The sequence below is a fragment of the Xylanimonas ulmi genome, assembly GCF_004216535.1.
Lineage (GTDB): Bacteria > Actinomycetota > Actinomycetes > Actinomycetales > Cellulomonadaceae > Xylanimonas > Xylanimonas ulmi.
In genome coordinates this window covers 3,068,047-3,092,434 of record NZ_SGWX01000001.1, presented here as the reverse complement: position 1 = coordinate 3,092,434, position 24,388 = coordinate 3,068,047, and the positions used below count along the sequence as shown (strand labels likewise).

Below are 24,388 nucleotides of genomic sequence, written 5' to 3'. Positions count from 1 at the left end.
TGGACGCGTGCCCGGTTACGACGCCGCGTTCCTCGACCTGTCCGTCCCGATCCCGCGGCCGCGCGACGGCCGCTCGCTGCGCCGGCTCGACTACCCCCGCTTCACGGTGCTGCTCGACCCGGCGCGACGCCTGGCCGCCGCGACCGTCGTCGGGATCGACGGCGCCCGGCTCCAGGCGCTGCCGCGCGCCGGCTCCTGGCGCCTCGACCCGCGCGCGCCCGCGTCCGAGCAGGCCGGGCCCGAGCTCTACCACCGCAACGCGCTCGATCGGGGCCACCTGGTGCGCCGCCGCGACCCCATGTGGGGCACGCCCGCCGAGGCCAAGGCCGCCGGCGAGGCCACCTTCGTCTACCCGAACGCCGCGCCGCAGGTGGGCCGCTTCAACCAGTCGAAGGAGCTGTGGAACGGGCTGGAGGACCACGTGCTGACCTACGCGCAGGCGCACCGCCGCCGCGTCGTGGTGCTCACCGGGCCCGTGCTCGCCCCGGACGACCCGGTCTACCGCGGCGTCGGCATCCCTCGCCGCTTCTGGAAGGTCGCCGCGTGGACCCTCGCGCGCTGGCAGACCCCCGACGGCGGCCCCGTCCGCGAGGAGGTCACGCTCGCCTCGGCGGGGTTCGTGCTCGACCAGACGCCGCTGCTCGACGACGGCGCGCTCGCCGAGGCGGCCGCGCGGGCGCTCGCGGCCGACGACGCGCCGCCGCTCGGCCCGTTCCGGACCTATCAGGCGCCCGTGGCCGACATCGCGGGACTCTCGGGAATGGACCTCGGCGCGCTCGTGTCCGCGGACGTGCGACCCGGGGACGTGCGGCCCGGCGGCGGGGAGGCGGCGCCCGAGGCGCTGGCCGCGTGGACGCCGCTGCGCGGTCCGGGAGACATCCGCGTCTGAGCCGGCCCTCGCGGTGGTTGAGCCCTCGCGGTGGTTGAGCCTGTCGAAACCACCCGACGCGACCGGTGGCGTGGTTTCGACAGGCTCAACCACCGGGGTGGGGGGCGGTTTCGACGGGCTCAACCGTCGGGTGTGACTGGCTCGTGCCAGCCCGTGACAGGGATCTGTCTGTTCGGGCAGCGATCCACTTGCGAGGATGACCCCCATGGACCCCCTGCTCGTCGGACTGCTCGCCGGCGTCGCCGTCATCGCGGTGACCGCCCTGGCCCCGCGCACCGGAGTCTCGGCGCCCCTGATCCTCGTGGTGCTGGGCGTCGCGTTCAGCGCCCTGCCGGCGGTGCCCGCGATCGCGGTGCCGCCCGAGGTCATCCTCGCGGGCGTGCTGCCACCCCTGCTGTACTCGACGGCCGTCGCCATGCCGACCATGGACTTCCGCCGCGACTTCGCGACCATCGGCGGACTGTCGGTCGCGCTCGTCGTGGTCACCTCGGTGCTGCTCGGCTTCGTGTTCTCGCTCGTGCTGCCCGACCTGGGGCTGGCGGGCGGCATCGCGCTCGGCGCGATCGTCTCGCCCACCGACGCGGTCGCGACGTCGATCGTCAAGAGGCTCGGGGCGCCGCCGCGCGTGGTCACGGTGCTGGAGGGCGAGGGGTTGCTCAACGACGCCTCGGCGCTGGTGCTGCTGCGCTCGGCCGTCGCGGCGACGGCGACGGCCGTGTCGTTCGGCGAGATCGTCGGGGACTTCGCCTGGGCGGTGGCTGGGGCGGTGCTGTGCGGCGCCGCCGTCGGCATGATCGGCCTGGTGGTGCGGCGTGCGGTGGGCAGTGCGGCGCTGTGCACCGCCGTCTCGTTCGTGGTGCCGTTCGGCGCGTATCTGCCCGCCGAGCACCTGGAGGCGTCGGGGCTCGTCGCCGTCGTCACCGCGGGGCTCGTGACCGGCTACGGCTCGGCCGCCTGGCTGCGCCCGCGCGACCGCATCTTCGAGCACTCCAACTGGGCCACGATCGAGTTGCTGCTCGAGGGCGGGGTGTTCCTGCTCATGGGCCTGGAGCTGCCCAAGATGGTCCAGGACGTGCGCGCCGAGGGCGGGTCGTTGTGGCTGGCGGCCGGCGTCGCGGCCATCGCGGCCTTCGGCGTGCTCGTGGTGCGCACCGCCTACGTCGCGCCGCTGCTGCGGTCGCTCGCGCGCAAGGCGCGGCGGGCCGCGGCGTCGCGCGGCGTGCTGGCCAGCGCGCAGGAGCGCCTGGAGACGCGCCTGGCCGACGCCGGGCCGAGCGGCGTCGTGACGTTCGGGCCGGGCGCGTTCGACGGCATGAGCGGCGTCGAGCCCGGCGAGGGCGAGGCGCCGACGCGCCTGCCGATGCCGGGCGCGGGACGGCCGGGCGCCGGCCCGCGCGAGGTGCCCGTGGCGCGCGTGCAGCGGCTCCAGTCGGGGTTGGTGCGACGCGTGGCCGACATCGACTACCTCACGGCCAAGCCGCTCGGCCCGCGCGAGGGCGGACTGCTCATCTGGGCCGGGATGCGCGGCGTCGTGACCGTCGCGGCGGCCCAGTCGCTGCCCGCCGGGTTCCCGCAACGCTCATTCGTGGTGCTCGTCGCGTTCGGCGTCGCCGCCGCGACGCTGCTGATCCAGGGCGGCACGCTGCCATGGATCGTGCGGCGCCTGGGCCTGGCCGGGCAGGGGGAGGTCTCCCGCGAGGAGGTGCTGGCGCTGCGCCGCATCGTCGACTCGGCGGCGCGCGACCTGCTCGACGACGCCGCCCTCGTCCGCGCGGACGGGACCGGCTACGCCCCCGACGTCGTGGCGCGGGTGCGCGCCGACGTCGTGCGCGGGCAGGCCTCCGACGACGCCGACGCACGTGAGTCGGCCGAGCGCGTGGCGCAGTACCGTGCGCTGCGCCTGCGGATCATCGACGCCCAGCGCAAGGCGCTGCTGGAGGCCCGGCGCTCCGGGGCGCACGACTCGCACCAGCTGGAGCGGACGCTGTCGGCGCTCGACGCGGAACAGCTCATGGTCGAGATGAAGAAGGGCGGCGGCTCGTGACGCGGGCTCGGACGCGTCAGGCGGGCGTCGCCAGGCGTTCGCGCAGCCAGGCGATGTCGGGGCCCATGTCGCCGTGCGTCTCGCAGATGACCGGGGCGTCCGCGTCCGCGATGACCTGGACCAGCAGGTCGGGCGGGATCTGACCCTCGCCGAGGTGCGCGTGCCGGTCGGCGCCTGAGCCGGCGGTGTCGCGGGAGTCGTTGGCGTGCACCAGGTCGATGCGACCCGTGATCGCGCGGAGGTCGGCCGCCGCCGTCGTCAGGTCGACGCCGCCCGCCCACGCGTGGCAGGTGTCGAGCGTGAGCCCGACGACGCTCGCGTTGGCCGAGGCCTGCACCGCGGCCCACAGCCGCTCGACCCGCTCCAGGTGGCGGGCCATCGCGAAGTCACCGCCCGCAGTGTTCTCGATGAGCACGGGCACGTCGGTGTTGAGCGAGTCGACCGCCTTGCGCCAGTTGTCGAACCCCACGGCCGGGTCGTCCTTGCCGGTCACATGCCCGCCGTGCACGACGACGCCCTTCGCGCCGATCTCCGCCGCGCCGTCGAGCGTGGCTTGGAGCAGCTTGCGGCTGGGGATGCGGATGCGGTTGTTGGTCGAGGCGACGTTGATGACGTAGGGGGCGTGCACGTACAGGTCGACGCCCGCGGCCGCGGCGTCGTCCCGCAGCGCCTGGGGGCCGCCGGGATAGCCGGGACCGGTGACCTTCCACGCCTGCGGGTCGCCCAGAAAGACCTGCGCGGCCTGCGCCCCGATGGCCTGGGCCTGCGCGACGGCGTCGGCGGCGTCGACATGGGCGCCGATGCGGATGCTCATGGCGGCCAGGGTAGGCCGAGCCGGGCGCTGCGCGAGTGATCGTTCGCGGGCGATTGTGTCGCTTTGCGTTGCGCGCGCAGGCCCGCGCAAGGCTTTGTATGCGGTGACGACGGCGCTAGGGACGCCCTCGTCAGCAGGTGGTCGTGCACGGGTGAGGCGGAGGGGACATGGTGAGGGACTCCAGGCTCTTCCTGTCTCTCTTCGGCATCTTCGCCCGGCACGGCCACCTGCGCGACCTGGAGCCCGCCGAGTTCGAGGCCGACCCGTACCGCGCGCTGGTGCACGCGGCGGCCGGGGCGGGGTGGAACCTCGTCGGCGACGACGACGGCGACTGCGACGACGGCGACGGACAGCCGACCGCGCCGTGGACCATGGGCGAGGCGTCCCCGAGGTGGAGCGAGTCGACGCGGGGCACCAACGTGGCGTGGTTCCAGCTCCAGCACGGCCTGTGCCCGACGCCGACCCCGACGCCGCTGCCGATCCCGCAACTGCTGACGGCGGCGCTGGCCCCGGCCCGCCGCCTGGGCGCCCTCACGCTGACGGGCGTGCAGACGCTGGTCCCCGTCCACCTGGCCGGTGACGCCGGGGACTGCGTGTACGCGGTCGGCCGGGCGTTCGCGATGCCGTCGTGCGGCCCGCGCGCGAGCGTCCGGGTCACGATCGACTCGGGCGACGCGGACGACGTCGTGCGCGGCGCCTGCGTCGTGGGCACGTACCTGCGGTTCCTGCTGGGCCCCCTGGTGGCGTCGCTGCGCGCCCTGGGCAGAGGGTTCGACGCGCAGGGACCGACGCCCGTGCTCGCGTACTTCCCGGCCGGCGGCCACCGGATCACCTTCGAGGCCGACGTCGCCGAGTGGAGCGACGCGGCCGTGACGCTGCTGGTTGCCGCCGCGGCCGAGGCGTGCCGCGAGGCCGGGGTGCGGCGCAGCGTGCTGATCGACGTCGTCGCGATCCCGCGCCGGGGCGTGCGCCCCTGAGGTCTGCCTGCGGCAGACTCACAGAAAAAGTTGCGGAAACCTCCAGAATTCCTAGGCTCCTGACAGGGCGCAGGGGGCGCCCTGTGACGCAAGGGGGCGCACAGATGGCCGAGTCCACCAGGGGACCCAACCCAGAGACGTCGGAGCCGGCGCCGGCTCCGACACCAGCACCAGCACCAGCACCGACCGCCGCCCGCGGCGTCGTCGTCGAGACGCTTCCGGTCTTCCTGCGCGTGCCGCGGGACGTCTGGCGCGGGGAGACGGTCGCTGCGCTCGACCATGTCCGCGCGAGCGGCAACCGCATGACGTGGTTCGTCGTCGTGGCGGGGGTGGGAGTCCTCGTCGGGCTCGTGGCGCTCCTGGGGGTCGCGGTCGCGGGCGGGTCGTTCGGGATGGCGCTGCAGGCGTTCGCCGTCGTCGCGCTCGCCGTCCTGGGGTTCTGCGTGCTGCGTTGCCTGACGGTCTGGTGGGCGCTGCGGACCCGCGTGCCGGGCATCGCGTTCTCGGCGGCGTCGAGCCTGGTGGCGACCGTGGTCGCGCTCTACGGGTTCGTCGTCGCCGTCGCGGTGGTGTTGAGCCTGCTGCCCGGTGATGGGGCGCGGGCGTTCGCGGCCATCGTCGTCGGCGCGCTGCTGCTGATCGCGACGATGGCCTCCGAGCCCCTGCTGTACATCGGCATGGCGCGCGAGGCCGGGCGGGGGCGGTCGATCCTCATGCCCTACATCTGGTTCAACCTCGTCTTCGGCCTGCTGCTGAGCGTCGTCGGGATGCTCGCCACCCTCGTGGGGCTGGCCGCGATCTGGGACGCGCTGACATGAGCCGGATCGCCGCCGCGTGCGCCGCGGCGGTCATGGTCGCGGTGCTGGGCGCCTGCGGAGCGCGTCTGGACACAGTGCTCGACGTCGCCGCCGACGGCAGCGGGTCACGCGTCATGACGCTCACGCTCTCCACCGACGACCGCGACGAGTACGTCAGCGGCGGCAACGCGGCGCTCGACGCCTCGATCCGGCGACACCTGCCGCCCGAGCTCACCTACGCGGGCCTGTCCGAAAAGCCCGGAACGCCGCAGGGGGACGGAACGCCCGAGGAGAGCGGCGAGGTCGCGGCGGACTTCACACTCGAGTTCGGCTCGCTCAAGGAGTACCGCGCCAAGGTCGCCTCGCTGCTCGCGGCGAGCGGCGAGACGCAGATTCCCACGATCGACCTGCGCATCGAGGACACGCTGTTCCTCCAGGGCGTCGTCGTGCGGGAGAACTTCACGTCCCGCGATCTGCTCGCCTGGCTTGAGCAGGGGTTGGTGGACGACGGCGTCGTCGACGACGGCGCGCGCGGCAACGTCATCGAGGAGGGCGACTCCACGGTGCGCGCCGCGGGCCGCACCTTCGAGGCGTACCAGCCGCTGGGCGTCGACCAGATCCGCGACGTCGGGATGCGGGCCGTGACCCTGCGCACCGAGTTGTCCGACGACGGCCAGGCCACCCGCACGATCGACTACGCGATGGGGGCAGACGCCTACGCGACCAATCCCGACCAGTTCGACGCGTTCCTCGCCGAGGCGACCCCCGCGGGAGGCGACCTGCGCGAGGGCCCGGAGGTGGACGGCGCGCAGACCTGGACGATGACCATCACCGCCCCCGCCGCGGACCTCGCCCAGGCGACGTCCCAGGCGCTCGGCGGCGGGGAGGCCACATTCACGGTCGGGCGGTCGTTCACCGCGAACCCGCCCGCCATGCGCCTGACGGTGACCTCGACGGCGGACTGCTCGCTGTGCTCGCCGCAGGCCTACCCGGTGCGCGACACGCTCGTCCTGCCGCGCCAGTGGCAGCCGGAGGGCGCGTGGGGCGAAGGGCAGGAGTCGGGCGCGGGCGAGTACGACCTCGGGCAGGAGGGCGCGTCGCTGACGTTCGTCCGCCCTGTCCCCATCACCTCGGCGCACGTCACGACCCACGCCTTCCCCGACCTGACGTTCGCGCAGACCGTGGTGCTCACGCTCGCGGCGTCGACCGACGACGTCGTGGGCGAGGACTTCGAGGCGATGCTCTCAGGCGGCGACGGCTCCTCGCTGCGGGTCGACCGCGGCGACGACGCCGCCGTGTACACGCTCACCATCGAGCGGGCCTCGGCCCACGGGCTCGACGCCGCAGCCCGCGCCGCCGGACTCGCCGGGCTCGGCGCGACCGGATGGCGCGTCGACGGCGACGGGTTCTTCCGCGCACGGCTGCGCGCCTCCGTCGAGGACCCGTTCGGCGGCTGGGGCGTGGCCGACGTGCGGTCCGTGGTGCTCGGGGCGGGAGGGCTCAGCGTCGACGACGCCGCGGAGGGCAGCGAATCCGTCGTCGCCGAGCTGTCCGGGTGGAAGACGGCGGGGCTGATCACGCTGGGGATCATCGCGGCGGCGGTGGTGGCGCTCGCGGCGGCCGCGTACCTCCTGCGCGCGCGGCTGGTCCCCGTCTGGCGGCGCGTGCGTGACGGCGCCCGTGCGCGTGCCGTGGACGCGGCCAAGCGCGGACGCGAGCGTGCCGCCGCGACCGCCGCCGCGATGGCCGCGAGCGCCGCGGCCACCACCCCCGCGGGCGCGTCGCCCGCCGACCCGGCCGGGTCCGAGGAGGGCGCTGCGGCCGAGGCATGGTCGGAGGCGCTCTTGCGCTGAGGCCGACGGCGGGGTGTCGGCCCGGATGGTCAGGCCCGGATGGTCAGGCCCGGATGGTCAGTACCCGCCCGGCATGAGCGGCGCCGGAGCCTCGGTGACCTCGACCCCGTCGGGCGCGACGGCCCACCACACGTCGTCGAGCCCCTGACCGGTGACGTCGCCCGGGGCGCCGTCACCGGCGTAGGTGTACAGCGGGCGCCCGTCGAGGGTGACCTGGAGCATGCCGTCCGTCCCCGTGATCGTGCCGACTTCGGCCGTGACGCCCTGGACCTGGGGTGTGGCGGTCTCGGCGTGGACGGCGGGCCACTGCGCGGCGCACGCGCCCGTGCAGGCGCTGCGGCCCGAGCCGGGCCGGTCGGGTGTGTAGATGTAGACGGTCATGCCACGCCCGTCCACGACGACGTCGCCGAGGCTGGTGCGGGCGGTGGACAGCGCCGTGCCGGGTGGCGCCGACGCCGTGGCCGCCGGCCCGGGGTCCGCGGCGCCGCCGCTCGCGCAACCGGCCGCCACGGCGGCCAGACCGAGAGCGAGCCCGACGGCGAGCACTGCCCTGGCGGGTATGGCTCTGAGGTGTGGTGATGCGCGTCGCATGGCTGGTCCCCTTTCGTGTGGCGCGTGGGGGGACGCCGACGTTTGGGCCGGGGCGCCTCCCTGGATGACGACGAGCCGTGGGCCGCCGCGGTTCACGCTCGCCGCTGCTCACCCGCGGCCCGCCCGCTCGGCCCACTCGCGCGGCCCACCCGCGGCCGCGTCGGGCCCGCGGGCGCAGGATTGAACCGGGCGGCGGCGCGCCTCGTCGTCGTCCACAGGGAGTCGCAGGATCGGAGTCGGGCGATCGGGCGGGGTCGTCATGCGGCTCCGGCGTCCGGGGGAGGGGCGGATCGTGCGCACACGGGTCAAGGTCGGGATCGGCGTGGCGGGCGCCGTCGTCGTGCTCGTCGGCGCCGCCGTGATCTGGGGGCCGGGCCTGTACGCCGGCTGGGCCGACCGCAATGCGCAGGCCGCGCCGACCCTCGACGCCGCGGACGCGGCGCCGCTCGCCGCCGGGCTCGACGGCGTGTGGACCGCGCAAGACGGGTCCTACGCGGGCTACCGCGTCGAGGAGGTGCTGCGCGGCGAGGACGCCACCGTGACGGGCCGCACGCCGCAGGTGCGGGCGCAGGTCACGCTCGACGACGGCACGCTCACCGCGGCGAGCGTCACCGTGGACATGGCGTCGGTGGCCACCGACCAGCCGCCGCGCGACCTGTACTTCCGCAGCACCGCCTTGCGCACCGGCGACTTCCCGACCGCGACCTTCGCGCTCACCTCGCCCACCCCGTTGCCCGACGGCGCCACCGCCGTGACCCTCACGGGAGACCTGACGATCCACGGCGTGACCCGGCGGGTCGACGTCGCCGCGCAGGTCGCGCAGACCCGTGGGGGCGACGCGATCCAGGTCGTCGGCAGCGTGCCGGTCACGTTCGCCGACTACGGCGTCGAGGCGCCGTCGCTCGGGTTCGTCACGGTCGAGGCGGCGGGCTCGGTCGAGTTCTCGCTCGTGCTGGCCCCGGAGTGAGGCGTGGCGCGCGACGACGATCTTCTGGTGGCCGTGCACGGCGCCCACGCCGCGGCGCTGCACCGCTACGTCCGGCACCTGACCTCGGACGAGGAGCAGACGCGTGACGTCGTCCAGGAGACCCTGCTGCGCGCCTGGCGCCACCCCGAGGTGCTCGAACGCCCGCCCGACTCGGTGCGCGCCTGGCTGTTCACCGTCGCGCACCACCTCGTGATCGACGCGCGGCGCAGCGCGCGGTACGCCCACGAGCGCTCGACCGCCGCCGTGCCCGAGCAGTCCGAGCCCGATCGCACGCAGGCCGTGCTCGACGCCTGGCTCGTGGGCGACGCGCTCGCCGCGCTCACCCCCGAGCACCGCGCCGTCGTCGTCGGCGCGTACTACGGGGACCGGTCGGTGGCGCAGCTCGCCGATGAGCTCGGTGTGCCGCCCGGCACCGTCAAGTCCCGCATGCACTACGCGATGCGCGCGCTGCGCCTCGCGCTCCAGGAGAGGGGAGTCACGCCGTGAGGCCCGATCCGCACGCCGACGCCTTCGACCCGTTCGCCGACTGGGACGGGGCGTACGTGCTGGGCGCGCTCGGCCCGGGCGAACGCCGCGACTTCGAGGCCCACCTGGTCGGGTGCGACGCGTGCCGCGACGCTGTGGCGGCGCTCGCGGGCCTGCCCGGCCTGCTGGGCGCGGTGGGCGCGGGGCAGGGAGCCGGCGACGAACCCGCCGAGGGCGACGTTCTCCCCCTCGCGCGCCTGGCCGCGGCCGCGCGGCGCGGGCGTCGTCGCCATCGCGCTCGGCTGACGGCGGCGGGGGCGGCGCTCGCGGTCGTCGCGGGCGTCGCGGGCGGGCTGGTGAGCGGATCGGTGAGTGGGCCGGTGAGTGGGCTGGTGGACACGAGCCCCACGGCGCCGCCGGCGTCGTCGGCCGCGTCGGAGGCGGCGCGCACGATCGAACTGGTCCCCGTGGGCGACACGGGCCTGCACGCCGACCTGGTCGCGACCCCGACGCCCTGGGGCACCCGCCTGGAGTGGAGCTGCCGCTACGCGCTCACCGGCGGGCCGGCGGCGGGCGGCTACGACCCGGCCGAGGTGACCTACCAGCTCGTGCTCGTGGACCGCGCGGGCGGGCGCAGCGTCGCGGCGACCTGGACGACGGCGCATCCCGAGGCGCACGGGCTCGGGGCGTCGTCGGCGCTGCCCATCGAGGCGCTCGACCGGGTCGAGATCGCGAGGGCGGGCGAGGCCGCCGCGCTCGCGGCCGCCGCGCTCTGACGCGGGGTGCGCGCTCGCGCGCACCGGCCCCCGCACCCTCGCGCGCCGCGGATCGGCGCGGGTGCGGGGGTGCGACGCGACGCCGAACAGGCCTGTGGACGGACCACCGAGTGGACGGGGCGCCGCATTCCCGGGTGGCGCGGCTACTCTCGTGGCCGTGAGCGAGATCAACCCGCAAGCCACCGAGCGCGTCGTCGCGCGCTACGAGATGCCTGACCCGCTGCGCGAGGACATCCGCCTCCTGGGCGGGCTGCTCGGAACGATCCTCAAGGAGGCCGGCGGCCAGGACCTGCTCGACGACGTCGAACGCCTGCGCGAGCTGACCATCCGCGCCTACGGCGACGACGACGGCGCGCTGGCGGCCGCGGCCGAGCTCGTCGACTCGTTCTCCCTGGATCGCGCCGACCACGTCGCCCGCGCCTTCACGTGCTACTTCCACCTGGCGAACCTCGCCGAGGAGTACCACCGTGTGCGCGTGCTGCGCGAGCGCGAGCAGGAGGAGCCGGGCAGCGCCGCGGTGATCGAGGAGTCGATCCCGCAGGCGTTCACGCAGCTCGCCGACGAGGTGGGCCGTGACGAGGCGCTGCGCCGCCTGCAGAACATCGAGTTCCGCCCCGTGCTCACGGCGCACCCGACCGAGGCGCGCCGTCGCGCGGTGTCCCGCTCGGTCCGCCGCATCTCGACCCTGCTGGCCGAGCGCGACACGCTGCACCCGCGCGGCACCGCGCTCGCCGAGACCGACCGCCGTCTGCTCGCCGAGATCGACGTGCTGTGGCGAACCCAGCCGCTGCGCGCCTCCAAGCCGACCGTGATCGACGAGGTCAAGTCCGCCGTCGGCGTGTTCGACGCGACGCTCTTCCAGACCTTCCCCGAGGTGTACCGCCGCCTGGACGACTGGCTCCTGGGCGACGACGCCGGCCGGGCGACGCCCGTGGTGCGGCCGTTCGTGCGGCTGGGCACGTGGATCGGGGGCGACCGCGACGGCAACCCCAACGTCACGCCCGAGATCACCCGCCAGGCCGCCGCGCTCGCCTCGCAGCACGCGCTCGCGGCGCTCGAGGCCGAGGCCTTCCTGACCGCGCGCAAGCTCACCGTCGCGGCGGGCGACACCCCGCCGTCCGAGGCCCTGCTCTCGCTGTGGAACCGCCTGCGGCAGCTGTCGGCCGAGGCCGCGGCCAAGGCCGAGGAGGAGTCGCCCGGCGAGCCGCACCGAGCGGTGCTGGTCATGATCGCCGAGCGCATCGCCGCCACCCGCCGCCGCGACGCCGACCTGGCCTACCCCTCCGCCGAGCGGCTCGAGGCGGACCTCGCCGTCGTGCAGGACTCGCTGGTGCGGGCCGGGGCGCCCCGCCTCGCCTACGGCAGCCTGCAGAAACTCATCTGGCAGGTCAACACCTTCGGGTTCCACCTGGCCGAGCTGGAGGTGCGCCAGCACTCGCAGGTCCACGCCGCCGCGCTCGCCGAGATCGAGGAGTTGGGCGCCTCCAGCCCCGACCTGAGCCCGCGCACGCGCGAGGTGCTCGACACCTTCCGCGCGCTGGGCTACGTGCAGAGCCGCTACGGCGAGCGGGCCGCCCGCCGCTACATCGTGTCGTTCACGCAGGCGCCCGAGCATCTGGCCGCGGTCTACCAGCTCGCCGAGCACGCGTTCCCGGACCCTGACGAGCGGCCCGTCATCGACGCGATCCCGCTGTTCGAGACCTTCGCGGACCTGGAGGGGTCGGTCGACATCCTCGAGGCCATGCTCGAGCTGCCGCAGGTGCAGGCGCGCCTGGAGGCCAACGGCCGCCGCGTCGAGGTCATGCTCGGGTACTCCGACTCGTCGAAGGACGTCGGCCCCGTGGCCGCGACGCTCTCGCTGCACAGCGCTCAGTCGCGCATCGCGGAGTGGGCCGACCGCCACCACATCGAGCTCACCCTGTTCCACGGCCGCGGCGGGTCGCTCGGCCGTGGCGGCGGCCCCGCCAACCGCGCCGTGCTGGCCCAGCCGCCGCACTCGGTGGCCGGCCGCTTCAAGCTCACCGAGCAGGGCGAGGTCATCCTGGCCCGCTACGGTGACCCCGTCATCGCGACCCGGCACATCGAGCAGGTCGCGGCCGCGACGCTGCTCGCCTCGGCGCCGTCGGTCGAGGAGCGCAACGCCGAGGCGACCGAGCGGTTCACGGCCCTGGCCGCGTCGCTCGACGTCAGCTCGCGCGAGCGGTTCCACCACCTGGTGCGCGCCGAGGGCTTCCCCCAGTGGTTCGCGCAGGTGACGCCGCTCGAGGAGATCGGCATGCTCGCCATCGGGTCGCGCCCCGCCAAGCGCGGCCTGTCGGTCAACTCGCTCGACGACCTGCGGGCGATCCCGTGGGTGTTCTCCTGGTCGCAGGCGCGCATCAACCTGGCCGGCTGGTACGGCCTGGGCACCGCGCTGCGCGACTACGCGGACTCGCGCGACGGCGGCCTCGCCGACCTGCAGGCCGCCTACCACGACTGGCCGCTGTTCAACACGCTGCTCGAGAACGTCGAGATGTCGATCGCCAAGACCGACGAGCGCATCGCCGCCCGCTACCTGGCCCTCGGCGACCGCGACGATCTCGCGCAGCAGGTGCTCGACGAGCTGCGCCTGACGCGCGAGTGGGTGCTGCGCGTGACGGGCAACGCGTGGCCGCTGGCGGGGCGCCGCGTGCTCGGCCGCGCCGTGCAACTGCGCTCGCCCTACGTCGACGCGCTCTCGCTGCTGCAGGTGCGCGCGCTGCGTGCGCTGCGCACCGACGGCGCCTCGGAGCCGTCGACCGACGCGGTGGCCCGGCGCGAGCGCTGGCAGCACCTGCTGCTGCTGACCGTCAACGGAGTCTCCGCGGGCCTGCAGAACACGGGCTGACACCGACGCCGCTGGTTGAGCCCGTCGAAACCGGGCCCTGCGCTGGTTGAGCTTGTCGAAACCGGGCCCCCGCTGGGTGAGCCCGTCGAAACCGGGAGGTGGTTTCGACAGGCTCAACCACCGGTGGGGTCAACCAGCGGGTGGGGTCAGCCGGTGGCGGCCAGGGCCTTGCGCACGCGGTCGACGCTCGACCTCAGACCCCAGCGCGCCGTCAGCTCGGCCAGAGCCTCGGGGTGCGCGGCCGCGCGCGGCAGCGTGTCGTCGAACGCGGGCAGCGGGGCGTCGCGCGCGACCCGCACGACCGCGGGCGCGACGTCGAGGTACGTCGCCGACTCGGTCAGCCGCCGCTGCTGCGTGGCCGTCAGCCCGAACCCCGAGTCGCGCGCCGCCAGGACGCCGTCGAGCGTGCCGAAGCGCGCGAGCAGCCCGGCCGCCGTCTTCTCGCCGATGCCGGGCACCCCGGGCAGGCCGTCCGACGGGTCGCCGCGCAGCACCGCCATGTCGGCGTACGCCGATCCGGTCGGCACGCCGTACTTCTCGGCGAGCCGCGCCTGGTCGACGACGTCGGGGTCGCGCACGCCGCGAGCGGGGTAGAGCACGCGCACGCCGGCGGCGTCGTCGACGAGCTGGAACAGGTCGCGGTCGCCCGTCATGACGCTGATCGGCTCGGCGGCCGCGCCCCGCGCGGCCTCGCGTGCGACCAGGGTGCCGATGACGTCGTCGGCCTCGTAGCCGGGGGCGCCCACGCGGGCGATCCCGAACGCCTCCACCGTCGCCGCGATGACGGGCACCTGCGGCGTCAGCGCCTCGGGGACGTCCTCGACGTCCCTGCCGCCAGGCCCGCCCCCCGGGACCGCGACACGGTGCGCCTTGTAGGAGGCGATGGCCGCCACGCGCCAGGCCGGGCGCCAGTCGTCGTCCCAGCAGGCGACCAGGCGCGTGGGGCGGTGCTCCGTGACGAGGAACGCGATGGTGTCCAGCAGCCCGCGCACGGCGTTGACGGGCTCGCCGCGCGGGGAGCGCAGCGAGTCGGGCACCCCGTAGAACGCGCGGAAGTACAGGGACGCGGTGTCGAGCAAGAGCAGGCTCACGTGCGCCAGCGTCCCACGGACCCGCGGATGCGCGCTGCTGGTGACCGGGTCGCAGGGGCGGGCCGCCGCGGGTGATCGTTTGCGCCCGGGTGCCCCACGCGGGTTCGCGCGCGCCACGCCGACCTGCGAAACTGAATGTGCAGTTGGAATGTCCGGGGATTAGTGCGAGAAACTGCGGGAGACGCGATGAGCGACAGCACTCAGACCTATGACGACACGCTGCGCCTGTGGGTGTTCCCCGACCAGGAGTCGGCGACGGCCGCGGCCGTGTCGCTGCGATCCCGGGCCCGGCTGGGCGAGTCCGGCGTCGGCTCGGCCTACCTCATCGGCTGGGACGGCGAGCGCAGCAGGTACACGGCGCAGCCCGTCGCGCACGTCGTGGCGCCCGCGATGGGTCGCAAGCGCTTCCGGTGGGACCTGATCTGGCTGACGCTCACCGCCCCGTTCCTGGGCCTGGCCGGAGGCCTGGCCTACGTGGGCTTCACCAGCCAGGCGCTGAGCTCGCTCGGCCGTGACCGGGTCCGGGCGGCGCTGGCCGAGGTCGCGCCCGGCGAGCACGCGATCATCGCGACGGTCGAGGACCTCGACGACCCCGAAGACGTCACCCTCGCGGGAGCGGTCAAGGCGCTGACGATCGGCTGAGACCGCCGTCGTCCGCGGCGTCGTGATGCGTGGCGTCGTCGTGCGTGCCGTCGTCGAGCCGCAGCGGCAGCCCGAAGCGCGGGAACCACGACGCGACGTCGAGGAACGTCGTGATGCCCGTGACCTGGTCGGCGTCGGTCTCCAGGACCACCAGACCCCAGGCGAAGTGGCCGCCGCGCACGGGGTCGGGCCGGTACTGCCCGAACGCGGGCGAGCCGTTCGCCCGCACCGGCACGCAGCGCGAGCCACGGCACTCGGCGCCCGGGCCGAGCATCCACGCGGCGATGTCGCGCGGACCCCGGACCCACATCGCGTACGGCGGCATGTTGAGGTGGGCGTCCTCGCGCAGCAGCGCGACCAGCGCATCCATGTCGTACCGCTCGAACGCGTCGAGGTAGCGCTCCAGCATGGCGTCGCGCCAGGCCTCGCCCGGCGTGTGCGCGGTCGCCTCGGGGGTCGGGGCCTTCTCGTCGAGCGTCGCGCGCGCCCGCTGGAGCGCCGAGTTCACGGCCGCGACGCTCATGTCGAGCAGGTCCGCCGTCTCGGCCGCCGACCAGCGCAGCACCTCGCGCAGCACCAGCACGGCCCGCTGCCGCGGCGGCAGGTGCTGCAGCGCGGCCACGAACGCCAGGCGGATCGACTCGTGCCCCACCGCGACCTGTGCGGGGTCGCCCTCGCGCGGCAGTACGGCGTCGTCGGGCACGGGCTCGACCCAGCGGTCCTCGGCGAGCGTCTCGCCGAAGTTCTCCAGCGTCGGCTCCTGCGCGGCGCCGAGTCCCATGGGGCGCTCGCGCCGGTGGGCGGCCGAGCCGAGGTGGTCGAAGCACACGTTGGTCGCGATGCGGTACAGCCACGAGCGCAGTGACGCGCGCCCCTCGAACCGGTCGTAGGCGCGCCAGGCGCGCAGCATCGTCTCCTGCACGGCGTCGTCCGCGTCGAAGACCCCGCCGAGCATGCGATAGCAGAAGCCCGTGAGCTCGGAGCGGTAGCGGTCGAGCTCGACGGCCACCGCGTCGACCGGAGTGACCTGGGTTGCCTGTGTCATGGATCACACGCTACGCCGCGCGGGTGACACGGATCCCGGGTCAGGTGCGCAGCTCGAACCAGACGGTCTTGCCGGCCACGTCCTGCCCGTGCCGCCCGATCATCTCGGCGCCGTCGTGGTCGATGACGCCCCACCGTGCAGCGAGCCGATCGAGGAACAGCACGCCTCGCCCCGACAGCTCGTGCGGGTCGGGGTTGCGCAGCTGCGGCCGCTCGGTCGAGGCGTCGCGGACGCCCACGCGCACGTGCGCGCTCTCCGCGTCGATCATCACGGTCGCGGTCACCGGCCCGCCGCCATGCTCCAAGGCGTTGGTCAGCAGCTCACTCGACAGCAGCATCGCGGTGCGCCGTTCGCGCTGCGCGACGCCGGAGGTCTCCAGGATGTCGTCGATCCAGCGCCGCGCCGGCCCCAGGTCGGCGAGCGAGTCGGCGACCCGCCGCTCCGCGCGCACCAGCGACGTCGCCACCACGCCGTCGACGTCCACCGGGGCCTCGGCCGTCACCGACGCCGCCTCGCGCGCCCGCACCGCGAGCACCGCGACGTCGTCGCGCTGGGGGGCGGGCACCATCGTGCGCACGAGCGTGGCCGGGAGCGTCGCCGTCGCGGCGGCGGCCGTGCGCGCGAACGTCTCGGCGAGCAGCGCGATGCGGTCGGCCATGGTCTCGCGGCGCCGCTCGACCAGTCCGTCGGTGTACAGCAGCAGCGTCTCGCCAGGCCGCAACGTGGTCGAGTGATCCGAGCGCCGGGTGGCCGGCAGCACGCCCAACAGCAGGTCGGCGGGCCGACGCAGCACCTCGACCGACCCGTCCTGGCGCAGCACCAGCGGCGGCGGATGCCCCGCATTGGACCAGGTCACGGCGTACGTGCCGGGCTTGTGACCCTGCTCGCCGACGACGGGCAGGCGTTCGAGGCGCACGACGACGGCGGTCGCCCCGGCGCGCGGACCGAGCTGGTGGTTGGCGCGGTCGAGCAGCGTCAGCAACACCGACGGCGTCTCGTCGTGGCTCCACGCGAGCGCGCGCAGCATCGAGCGCAACTGGCCCATGTGCGCGGCGGCCTGCATGTCGTGCCCGGTGACGTCGCCGATCATCAGCACCGTCGTGTCGTCGTCGACCGCGACGACGTCGTACCAGTCCCCGCCGACCTGGTCGGTGCGGGTCGCCGGCTCGTAGGTCGTGGCGATGTCGAGGTTGGCGACCGCGGGCGGCGCTGTCAGCAGCGCCGCCTGAAGCGTCGTGGAGACGCGTCGGCGGGCCTCCAGCAGCGCGATCCGGTCGAGCGCGTGCGCCACGTAGGGCGCGAGCGTCGCCTCAAGCGACGCGGTGTCGCGGTCGAGGGCGCGCTCGGACTCCCATCGTGTGCACACCACGGCGGCGACGCGGCCGTCGGCGTGCACGGGCATGAGCGAGCACGCGCCGTCGTCGTCGAGACTGCCGCCGAGCAGCGGGTAGCGGGCGACGAGCTCCCGCGCGCCCGAGAAGAACTGCGGCACGCCGGTGCGCGCCACCTCGCTCACCGGCAGGTCGTCGTCGATGCGCGCCCGCGACGACCGACGCCCGCTGCGGGGGGCGGGGGCGACGTCGGGCGCGGTGCTGACGAACGTCAGGCCGCGGCGGTCGGCGTCGACCAGCGCGAGATAGCTCGACGACGCGCCCATGCCGCGGTCGACGACGCCGCGGATCGCGCGCTCGACCTGCGCGGCCGTGGTCGCGCCCGCGAACGCCTCGGACAGGCTGAGCAGGAGTTGCGAGCGCCGCTGCTCACGCCGTGCGGCGCGCTCGGCCTGGCGGGCGCGCTCGCGCTCGGTGCGCAGGCGGATCTCGCCCGAGCAGGAGGCCGCGAGGTCGGACAACGTGGCCAGGTCCGCGCCCGTCCACACGCGCGGCGCGGTGTCCATGGCGACCAGCGCGCCCACGGGGCGGTTGTCGCCGGCGTGCACGGGCAGCGCGACGGCGGCGCCGTGCTCGACGCCGAAGATCGCGCAGATCCGGGCGGCGGACGGATCGGCCGAGACGTCCTGGAGCACGAGCGGGTTGCCCGACTCGACGACCCGGCGGGTCAGCGTGCCATCGAGCGGGATGCGACGCGTGGACTGGTAGGGCTCTGGCATGCCGAGGGAGCCGGGCAGGACGACACCCTCCGGCGACAGCAGCGCGACCGTGGCGATCGAGACGTCGAGCTGGCGGCACACGAGCCGGGCGATCCGGTCGAACTCGTCGTCCGCGTGGGTGAGGCCGAGGCGCGGTTGCCTGAGAGCCTGCACGTCCGGGGCCATCGTCCCAGGATGGTCCACAATGTGCCCCCGTTCCACCGGCGACAGTCATCTTCGGCCAGGGACCCATGGCCCCAGCGCCAACCGGAGACGGACCTCACACCCGCAGCAGCCCCCGGCGATGGGCGACGTCGACCGCCTCGGCGCGGCCCGAGACGCCCAACTTGGCCAGCACGTTGGACACGTGGACGCTTACGGTCTTGGTGCTGATGAACAGCCGCTCGCCGATCTGCCGGTTGGACAGGCCCTCGGCGACCAGGGCCAACACCTCCTCCTCGCGGTCGGTCAACGGGGCGGGGCCGGGCCCGGGAGCGCGGCGGGAAGACCCCGCAAGGCCGACGCGCGCGCGTCGCGCCCACTCGCGCAGCGCGTCGGCGAGCGGGGTCGCGCCCATCGCCTCCGCCTCGGCGAGCGCCGTCGCGCTCTGCGCCGCCGCCGCGTCGCCGTCGCCGGCCGCGTGCAGGGCCTGGGCCCAGCGCCACCGGGTGCGGGCGCACTCGTAGCGGTACCCGTAGCCGAACGCGCCCAGCGCCGTCTCCCACAGCGCCGGGTCGGCGGGAGCGTCCGACGCCGTGGCGCGCAGCCGCGCGTGCTCGGCGTCGACGCGCAGCAGCCAGGCGCGACCCTCCGGTCCGAGCTGTCCGCCGCGGGGCCGCCCGCGCACCGCCGTGGTGTGCGCGACCTGCGCGAGCGTGTCACCGACGGCGAGCAGCTCCGCGCGCGCCGCGGCGACCTCCTGCCGGCTCGCGCCGGGCGCCTCACGCTCGGCGGCGTCCGCCAGCGCGGCCAGCGCGAGTGCGCTGATCCAGATGCGCCCGAGGAAGAACTCGGTCCACACCCTGCCGAGGTGGTCGGCGAGCTCGACGGCGAGGGCCACGGCCTCGGCGTGGCGCCCCGCCCACGTCAGGGCGTCGACCTGCGTGCCCCCGGCGTACAGGGCGATCTGGCCGTCCCGCTCCCACGCCTCGCGCAGCGACTCGCTACGCGCGATCGCGTCGGTGTCGCCGCGCGCGACCGCGGCGTACTGCTGCACCGAGGTGAGGAACGGGACCGCCTGCGCGGGCACGCCGGGCGGCGTCGGGCGGGCCGCGAGGTCGCCGCGCACGTAGCGCACCAACTCGTCGAAGACGTGCAGCTGGATGCCCGCGGCGCTCCAGCCCAGCCCGGTCGCCTCGGCCCGCCGCACCCCCTCGCTGATGACGGCCTCGCTGCTGTCGATGTCCCCCGCGTAGTAGTACGTCGTCGCGAGGTTCTGGGTGGTGCGCAACTCGACCAGCAGGTCTCCCGCCTCGACCGCGCGGCGGCGGGCCGTGGCCAGCAGGCGGGCGGCGGCGCCGGGATCGTCGACGTCGAGGACGGCCAGTGTCGTCAGCGCGTCGGCCTCGACGCCCGGATCGCCCGCCGCGCGGGCCTCCGCGACGGCCGCCTGCGCCGACTGGGCGGCCTCCGCGTCGCGGTCGAGGTTGAGCAGCCCACGGGCCAGGCGTGCGGTGGCGCGCGCCAGGTCCGCTGACGCTCCGGAGCCGGCGTCACGCTCGGCCGCGAGCGCGTCGACGGCCAGCTTTGCCTGCTCGAACGCGGCTTCGATGCGCTCCAGGTCGAGCAGATGCCGCGCCAGCAGGTCGCGCGCGACCGCCTGACGGCGCGGCTCGGCGTCGAGCGCGTCGACCGCCACGCGTGCGAGCTGCTCGGCGCGGGGGAACAGCCCGGCGCGGCTGGCGGCCTCGGAGGCGGCGAGCGCCACGGCGATGCGGTCCTGGCCGGTCAGCGCGGCCGCGTCGGGCACCGAGTCCCACAGGGACAGCACCTGCTCGCGATGGCGCAGCTCCTCGTCGGGAGCCAGCAGCCGCGCGGCCCGGTCGGCTGCCTCGTGCGACGCCGCGAGCGCCGTGGCCAGGTCGTGCCCGTGCAGCGCGTGGTGGGCGCGCTGGGCGGGCACGCCGAGCGTCGGGTCGTCGGTCAGCGCCGCGAGGTAGGCGCGGTGCAGCGCCGCCTGCTCACCCGGCAGCAGGTCGAGGTAGAGCGCCTCGGCGAACAGGGCGTGGCGGAACGCGAGGTTCTCGCCCTCGACCTCCAGGACCTGCTGGGCGACGGCGTTGCGCAGCGCCGCGTCAAGCGTGGCCGGATCGGCGAGCGCGCGCGTGCGCGAGGCCGCGGCGCGCAGCAGGTCCTCGCGCACGGTGCGGCCTGCGACCGACAGCACGCGCGCGACCTCCTGCACGGCCGGGTCGAGCCGCTGGAGCAGGGCGTGCAACACCTCCGCGAGCGACCACGGCAGGCCGTCGGAGGGGCAGTCGGCGCGCAGCAGCTCCTCGGCGAAGAACGCGTTGCCCTCCGAGCGGCGCAGCACCTGCCCGAACTCGTCCTCGGGCAGCGGGGCGCCGGCCAACGCCGTGGTGAAGGCGCGCAGCTCGTCGGCGGTGAACGGCTCCAGGTCCACGCGGCCGACGGCCGAGGAGCGTGACAGCTCGGCCAGCAGGGGGCGCAGCGGGTGGCGGCGGCCGACGTCGTCGGTGCGGTAGGTGCCCACGATCAGCAGGTGCTCGGCGCGCAACCGGGCCACCAGGAACCGCAGCACGTCGCGTGTCGACGGCTCGGCCCAGTGCAGGTCCTCAAGCACCAGCACGAGCGGGGCGCCCGGCGCCCCCGAGGCGGCCAGGGCGCCCGCGATGCCGTCGAACAACTGCAGGCGCTCGGCCGCGTCGTCGCCCGCAGACGGGGCCGAGGCGGGGTCGATGAGCCGGGCCAGGGCGGGACGGTCGCCGATCGCGGTGTCCACGGGCCCGCCCGCGTCGCGCAGCAGCGTCAGCGCCTCGGAGAACGGCAGGTAGGGGATGCCGACCTCGCCCAGGTCCACGCAGTGCGCGACGACGACGCGTGCGCCGGCCCGCTCGGCGGCCTGCGCGAGGTGCGTCACGAGCCGGGTCTTGCCGACGCCCGCGTCACCGCCCACCATCAGCACGCCGGGGCGGCCTGTGGCGGCGGCGTCGAGCGCGCGCCGAAAGGTGGCCACCTCAAGCTCGCGGGCGACCAGCGGAACCGTCGTGGATCGGCGCACCCCTCGATCGTGCCACCAGCCCCCGACATCACGGGACGGTTTATCTCATCTGCTGGTCGGGCCGCGGCGGCCGGACACGTTGCGACTTGCGTTCGATTGCGATCTACGTCACACCGCGCGCACACTGGAACCCAGCCCGGGCCCCTCCCGAGCGCACACGGACCCGGACCCGATACGGGGGTGGAACGGTGGTAAGCACACACAGCGCGACTTCGTCCTTCGACGCCCTTCCCATGCTGGGAAGAGGCAAGCACCGCAACCCGAAGAAGGGCGCGTGCTTCATGGAGCTCGCGTCGTTCCTCGCGGGCGAGCGGTGGAGCGACCATCCACAGTGCACGCACCCGCTGCTCGCGATGCTCGCGCGCGCGGTCAACGACCTGACGTCCGACGGCGCCCGCCCGAGGCTCGCGCCGCTCATCCCGTCGGTCATCGGTCTGACCAGCGGCGACCCGCGCTGGGACGTGCGCATCGCCCTGCGCGCCGCGCGCACCGCGCTGCCGGTCGCCCCGGCCGACCGCCAGCAGACCCTCGCCGTGGCGATCATCGGCTGCGAGCGCATGCTCGACGTCCTCGACGACCGGCCCGAGGGGACGCTCGAGCCCGAGAGCGTCGAGGCGCTCGACCAGGCGCCGCGCACCGCCGAGTGGGCCCGCAAGTTCTGCGCGGGCAGCCACATGCGGACCAAGCGGTTTGTGCGCGACGCGACGCCGTCGGTCGTCTCGACCGCCGTGCAGGGCATCAGCGAGGCGTTCGCTCCCGACGTCGACGCCCGCCTGCGCACGCTGCTGGCCGAGACCATCGCCGAGGTGCGCGTCTGGGCGGGCCGAACCGACGAGGACACCGCGCCGCTGGTGCGCGATGCGTGGGATCCGGTCGTCAAGGCGGTCCCGGCGCACTGACGGCGCGGGGGCTTGGGGGCTCGCGGGCCCGACGGCTCGGGGCTCGGCGGGGGGACGTGCGCGCGCGGCGATGTCGGGTTGTCGGTCTGGTCGGCTAGCCTGCCCGGGTGCGCACCCACCCCCGCACCACCTCGCACCGCAACACTCCGCACGAGATCGCGCGACGCCGCGCGTCGTCGTCCGCGCCGGCCGCGCCGTCGGCCGGGGCGGCCCGGCCTCGGCGGCTCGTCGCGCTGCTGCTGACCGCCGTCCTGGCCATGCCGCTCGCGGCCTGCACGGGAGACGGCGTCCCGCAGCCCGACGACGCGGCCAAGGCCCTGGTCGCGGGCCTGCAGTCAGGCTCGCTCGACGGCGTGGCGCTGACCCAGGACACCTCCGGCGACCCGCAGCAGCAGCTCACCGAGATCCTCGAGCCACTGCTCACGGCCGTCGGCGGCGAGCACCCGGACGTCTCGCTCACGCAGGTCACGGCGCCCGACGGCGAGGACGCCGCCCGACGCGCCACCGCCACGCTGCAGTGGTCGTGGCAGTTTGGCGCCGAGGCCGACTGGACCTACCTGACGCGCGCCGAGCTGACCTACGCCGACGCGCCCGAGGGCTCGGACGGCCCCGGCACATGGACGACGGCGTGGACGCCGTCCCTCCTCGTGCCGGACCTGCAGCCGGGCGAGCGGCTGACCGTCTCGACCGTCCAGGCCAAGCGCGCCGACATCCTCGACGGGACGGGCGAGCCGCTGGTCACCACGCGCGACGTCTGGCGCGTCGGCGTCGACAAGACGCACGCCGCCCAGGACCAGTGGGAGTCCTCGGCGCGCGCGCTCGCCGAGCTCGTCGCGCAGGGCGGCGTGGCGGTCGACGCTGACGCCTACGCCCAGCGCGTGCTGTCGGCGGGGCCCAAGGCGTTCGTCGAGCTCGTGACGCTGCGCCAGGAGGGGTCGGGCGTCGACATCGAGGCCGCGCGGCAGATCCCCGGGGTCGGCGTCCTGCCCGGATCGGCGGCGCTCGCCCCCACCTCGACGTTCGCTCGCGCGATCCTCGGCCGCGCGGGCGAGGCGACGGCCGAGATCATCGAGCAGTCAGGCGGCCGGATCAAGCAGGGTGACACCACCGGGCTCTCGGGCCTGCAACGGCAGTACGACGCGCAGCTCGCGGGCTCGCCCGGCGTCGTCGTCACCGCCGCGAAGCCCGACGCGGACGCCTCGACGGCCCGCGAGGTGTTCACCAAGGAGGCGGTCGACGGGACGCCGCTGCAGACCACGTTCGACGTCGGCCTGCAGGAGCGCGCCGAGCAGGTGCTCGCCGACGTGGGACCGGCGAGCGCGATCGTCGCGATCCGGCCCTCGACGGGTGACGTGCTCGCGGCGGCGTCGGGGCCGGGCAGCAACGGGCTGGACACCGCGCTGCTGGGCAAGTACGCGCCCGGCTCGACCTTCAAGGTCATCGACGCGCTCGCCTTCGGGCGCCGGGGCATCACGCCCGACAGCCTGGTGGCGTGCACGCCCACCATCACGGTCAATGGGCGCGAGTTCCAGAACGTGCCCGAGTACCCGGCCAGCGCGCTTGGCGACATTCCGCTGCGCACCGCCATCGCGCAGTCGTGCAACACCGCGATGATCGCCCAGCACGACGTCGTCTCACAGGACGACCTCGTCGCCGCCGCCACCGACCTCGGGCTCGGGGTCGAGACCCCCGTCGGGGCGCCGGTCTTCTACGGCAACGTGCCGAGCGACGCGACGCCCGCCCAGCACGCGGCGACGCTCATCGGGCAGGACCGCGTCGAGGCGTCGCCGTTCACGATGGCGCGCGTCGCGGCGAGCGTCGCGGCGGGCAAGCGCGTCGACCCGGTGCTGGTCAAGCCCGCGACGCCCGCCGAGGCGAAGGACGTGCCTGACTCGAAGCTCACCGCCGACGAGGCCGCGACGCTGCGCGACCTCATGGCGGGAGTCGTGGCCAGCGGCAGCGCGACCGTGCTGCGCGACGTGCCTGGCATCGTGGGCGCCAAGACCGGAACGGCCCAGTTCGGCGACGGCACGCAGCAGCACACCTGGATGATCGCGATCGCGGGCGACCTCGCGGTGGCGGTCTTCGTCGAGGTCGGCGAGCGCGGCTCGACCACCAGCGGCCCCCTCATGCACGCCTTCCTCACCACCCCCTGACCCCCCACCCCCGCGCACGCCCCCGCGCGCCGCGCCGTGCCCGGGCGCCCCGGCGCCCCGCGCGTTCGAGCATCTGCGGAGTGTTCGAGCATTCGTCGTGGTGTTCGAGCGCCCGGGGGCTCGAACTAGACCCGAATGCTCGAACTCGCGGCGGCGGGCGCGGGT

18 protein-coding genes are annotated in these 24,388 nt (G+C 75.1%); 12 read left to right on the top strand and 6 right to left on the bottom strand.

The features are described from left to right. Positions 1–7: 7 nt before the first annotated feature. Positions 8–889: a DNA/RNA non-specific endonuclease gene (locus EV386_RS14290; protein WP_130416021.1), complete on the top strand. Its 882-nt coding sequence runs from the start codon at positions 8–10 to the stop codon at positions 887–889. Between the two features lie 205 nt (positions 890–1,094). Then, complete coding sequence (locus EV386_RS14285; protein WP_130416020.1) at positions 1,095–2,933, top strand: cation:proton antiporter; 1,839 nt, start codon at positions 1,095–1,097, stop codon at positions 2,931–2,933. Positions 2,934–2,949: 16 nt separating this feature from the next. Here the strand turns inward: EV386_RS14285 and EV386_RS14280 are convergent, their stop codons facing one another. Further along, positions 2,950–3,747, bottom strand: a complete 798-nt coding sequence (locus EV386_RS14280; RefSeq protein ID WP_130416019.1) for a deoxyribonuclease IV — start codon at positions 3,745–3,747, stop codon at positions 2,950–2,952. 170 nt (positions 3,748–3,917) lie between these two features. Here EV386_RS14280 and EV386_RS14275 point away from each other — a divergent pair, with 170 nt between their 5' ends. The 3 genes from EV386_RS14275 to EV386_RS14265 all read left to right on the top strand — a co-directional run bounded on the left by EV386_RS14275 (position 3,918) and on the right by EV386_RS14265 (position 7,374). Next, positions 3,918–4,724 (top strand): hypothetical protein, encoded by an 807-nt coding sequence (locus EV386_RS14275; RefSeq protein ID WP_130416018.1) that lies wholly within the window; start codon positions 3,918–3,920, stop codon positions 4,722–4,724. Positions 4,725–4,828: 104 nt separating this feature from the next. Next, positions 4,829–5,542, top strand: coding sequence for a hypothetical protein (locus EV386_RS14270; protein ID WP_130416017.1), 714 nt, complete (start codon positions 4,829–4,831; stop codon positions 5,540–5,542). Next, positions 5,539–7,374, top strand: a complete 1,836-nt coding sequence (locus EV386_RS14265) for a hypothetical protein (RefSeq protein ID WP_130416016.1) — start codon at positions 5,539–5,541, stop codon at positions 7,372–7,374. The genes EV386_RS14270 and EV386_RS14265 overlap by 4 nt, the downstream gene beginning before the upstream one ends. 57 nt (positions 7,375–7,431) lie before the next feature. Here the strand turns inward: EV386_RS14265 and EV386_RS14260 are convergent, their stop codons facing one another. Further along, complete coding sequence (locus EV386_RS14260; RefSeq protein ID WP_242607978.1) at positions 7,432–7,920, bottom strand: COG4315 family predicted lipoprotein; 489 nt, start codon at positions 7,918–7,920, stop codon at positions 7,432–7,434. A gap of 337 nt (positions 7,921–8,257) precedes the next feature. On the opposite strand from EV386_RS14260, the gene EV386_RS14255 reads away from it, so the two are divergent. From EV386_RS14255 to EV386_RS14240, 4 genes are all read left to right on the top strand, one after another. Next, positions 8,258–8,932 (top strand): YceI family protein, encoded by a 675-nt coding sequence (locus tag EV386_RS14255; protein WP_130416014.1) that lies wholly within the window; start codon positions 8,258–8,260, stop codon positions 8,930–8,932. Between the two features lie 3 nt (positions 8,933–8,935). After that, the gene (locus tag EV386_RS14250) at positions 8,936–9,439 is read left to right on the top strand and encodes a sigma-70 family RNA polymerase sigma factor (protein WP_130416013.1); all 504 of its coding nucleotides are present in this window, start codon (positions 8,936–8,938) and stop codon (positions 9,437–9,439) included. Next, positions 9,436–10,194, top strand: a complete 759-nt coding sequence (locus EV386_RS14245) for a zf-HC2 domain-containing protein (protein WP_130416012.1) — start codon at positions 9,436–9,438, stop codon at positions 10,192–10,194. The genes EV386_RS14250 and EV386_RS14245 overlap by 4 nt, the downstream gene beginning before the upstream one ends. Before the next feature lie 208 nt (positions 10,195–10,402). Next, positions 10,403–13,060 (top strand): phosphoenolpyruvate carboxylase, encoded by a 2,658-nt coding sequence (locus EV386_RS14240; protein ID WP_130416954.1) that lies wholly within the window; start codon positions 10,403–10,405, stop codon positions 13,058–13,060. Between the two features lie 146 nt (positions 13,061–13,206). On the opposite strand, the gene EV386_RS14235 is transcribed toward EV386_RS14240, so the two are convergent. Then, entirely contained in the window at positions 13,207–14,151 is a 945-nt protein-coding gene (locus tag EV386_RS14235) for a 5'-3' exonuclease (RefSeq protein ID WP_130416011.1), read from the bottom strand. 186 nt (positions 14,152–14,337) lie between these two features. Between EV386_RS14235 and EV386_RS14230 the strand changes: the two genes are divergently transcribed. Next, positions 14,338–14,793: a hypothetical protein gene (locus tag EV386_RS14230; protein ID WP_130416010.1), complete on the top strand. Its 456-nt coding sequence runs from the start codon at positions 14,338–14,340 to the stop codon at positions 14,791–14,793. Here EV386_RS14230 and EV386_RS14225 read toward each other — a convergent pair. The 3 genes from EV386_RS14225 to EV386_RS18865 form a co-directional block, all read right to left on the bottom strand. Further along, positions 14,771–15,838 carry a sigma-70 family RNA polymerase sigma factor gene (locus EV386_RS14225; RefSeq protein WP_130416009.1) on the bottom strand — a complete coding sequence of 356 codons (1,068 nt, stop codon included), beginning with the start codon at positions 15,836–15,838 and terminating at the stop codon, positions 14,771–14,773. The genes EV386_RS14230 and EV386_RS14225 overlap by 23 nt on opposite strands. Before the next feature lie 40 nt (positions 15,839–15,878). Next, positions 15,879–18,113 (bottom strand): SpoIIE family protein phosphatase, encoded by a 2,235-nt coding sequence (locus EV386_RS14220; protein WP_130416008.1) that lies wholly within the window; start codon positions 18,111–18,113, stop codon positions 15,879–15,881. Positions 18,114–18,207: 94 nt separating this feature from the next. Next, positions 18,208–21,168: a helix-turn-helix transcriptional regulator gene (locus EV386_RS18865; protein WP_130416007.1), complete on the bottom strand. Its 2,961-nt coding sequence runs from the start codon at positions 21,166–21,168 to the stop codon at positions 18,208–18,210. Between the two features lie 233 nt (positions 21,169–21,401). On the opposite strand from EV386_RS18865, the gene EV386_RS14210 reads away from it, so the two are divergent. Both EV386_RS14210 and EV386_RS14205 read left to right on the top strand, forming a co-directional pair. After that, complete coding sequence (locus EV386_RS14210; RefSeq protein WP_130416006.1) at positions 21,402–22,067, top strand: hypothetical protein; 666 nt, start codon at positions 21,402–21,404, stop codon at positions 22,065–22,067. A gap of 107 nt (positions 22,068–22,174) precedes the next feature. After that, positions 22,175–24,223 (top strand): penicillin-binding transpeptidase domain-containing protein, encoded by a 2,049-nt coding sequence (locus EV386_RS14205; RefSeq protein ID WP_242607977.1) that lies wholly within the window; start codon positions 22,175–22,177, stop codon positions 24,221–24,223. The last annotated feature ends 165 nt before the right edge of the window (positions 24,224–24,388 follow it).

What these genes read in the sequence shown, in the direction of transcription:
- EV386_RS14285 (WP_130416020.1), top strand. Translation starts at nt 1,095, where the DNA reads ATGGACCCCCTGCTCGTCGGACTGCTCGCCGGCGTCGCCGTCATCGCG.
- EV386_RS14280 (WP_130416019.1), bottom strand. Translation starts at nt 3,747, where the DNA reads ATGAGCATCCGCATCGGCGCCCATGTCGACGCCGCCGACGCCGTCGCG.
- EV386_RS14270 (WP_130416017.1), top strand. Translation starts at nt 4,829, where the DNA reads ATGGCCGAGTCCACCAGGGGACCCAACCCAGAGACGTCGGAGCCGGCG.
- EV386_RS14265 (WP_130416016.1), top strand. Translation starts at nt 5,539, where the DNA reads ATGAGCCGGATCGCCGCCGCGTGCGCCGCGGCGGTCATGGTCGCGGTG.
- EV386_RS14240 (WP_130416954.1), top strand. Translation starts at nt 10,403, where the DNA reads ATGCCTGACCCGCTGCGCGAGGACATCCGCCTCCTGGGCGGGCTGCTC.
- EV386_RS14230 (WP_130416010.1), top strand. Translation starts at nt 14,338, where the DNA reads ATGAGCGACAGCACTCAGACCTATGACGACACGCTGCGCCTGTGGGTG.
- EV386_RS14225 (WP_130416009.1), bottom strand. Translation starts at nt 15,838, where the DNA reads ATGACACAGGCAACCCAGGTCACTCCGGTCGACGCGGTGGCCGTCGAG.
- EV386_RS14220 (WP_130416008.1), bottom strand. Translation starts at nt 18,113, where the DNA reads ATGGCCCCGGACGTGCAGGCTCTCAGGCAACCGCGCCTCGGCCTCACC.
- EV386_RS14210 (WP_130416006.1), top strand. Translation starts at nt 21,402, where the DNA reads ATGCTGGGAAGAGGCAAGCACCGCAACCCGAAGAAGGGCGCGTGCTTC.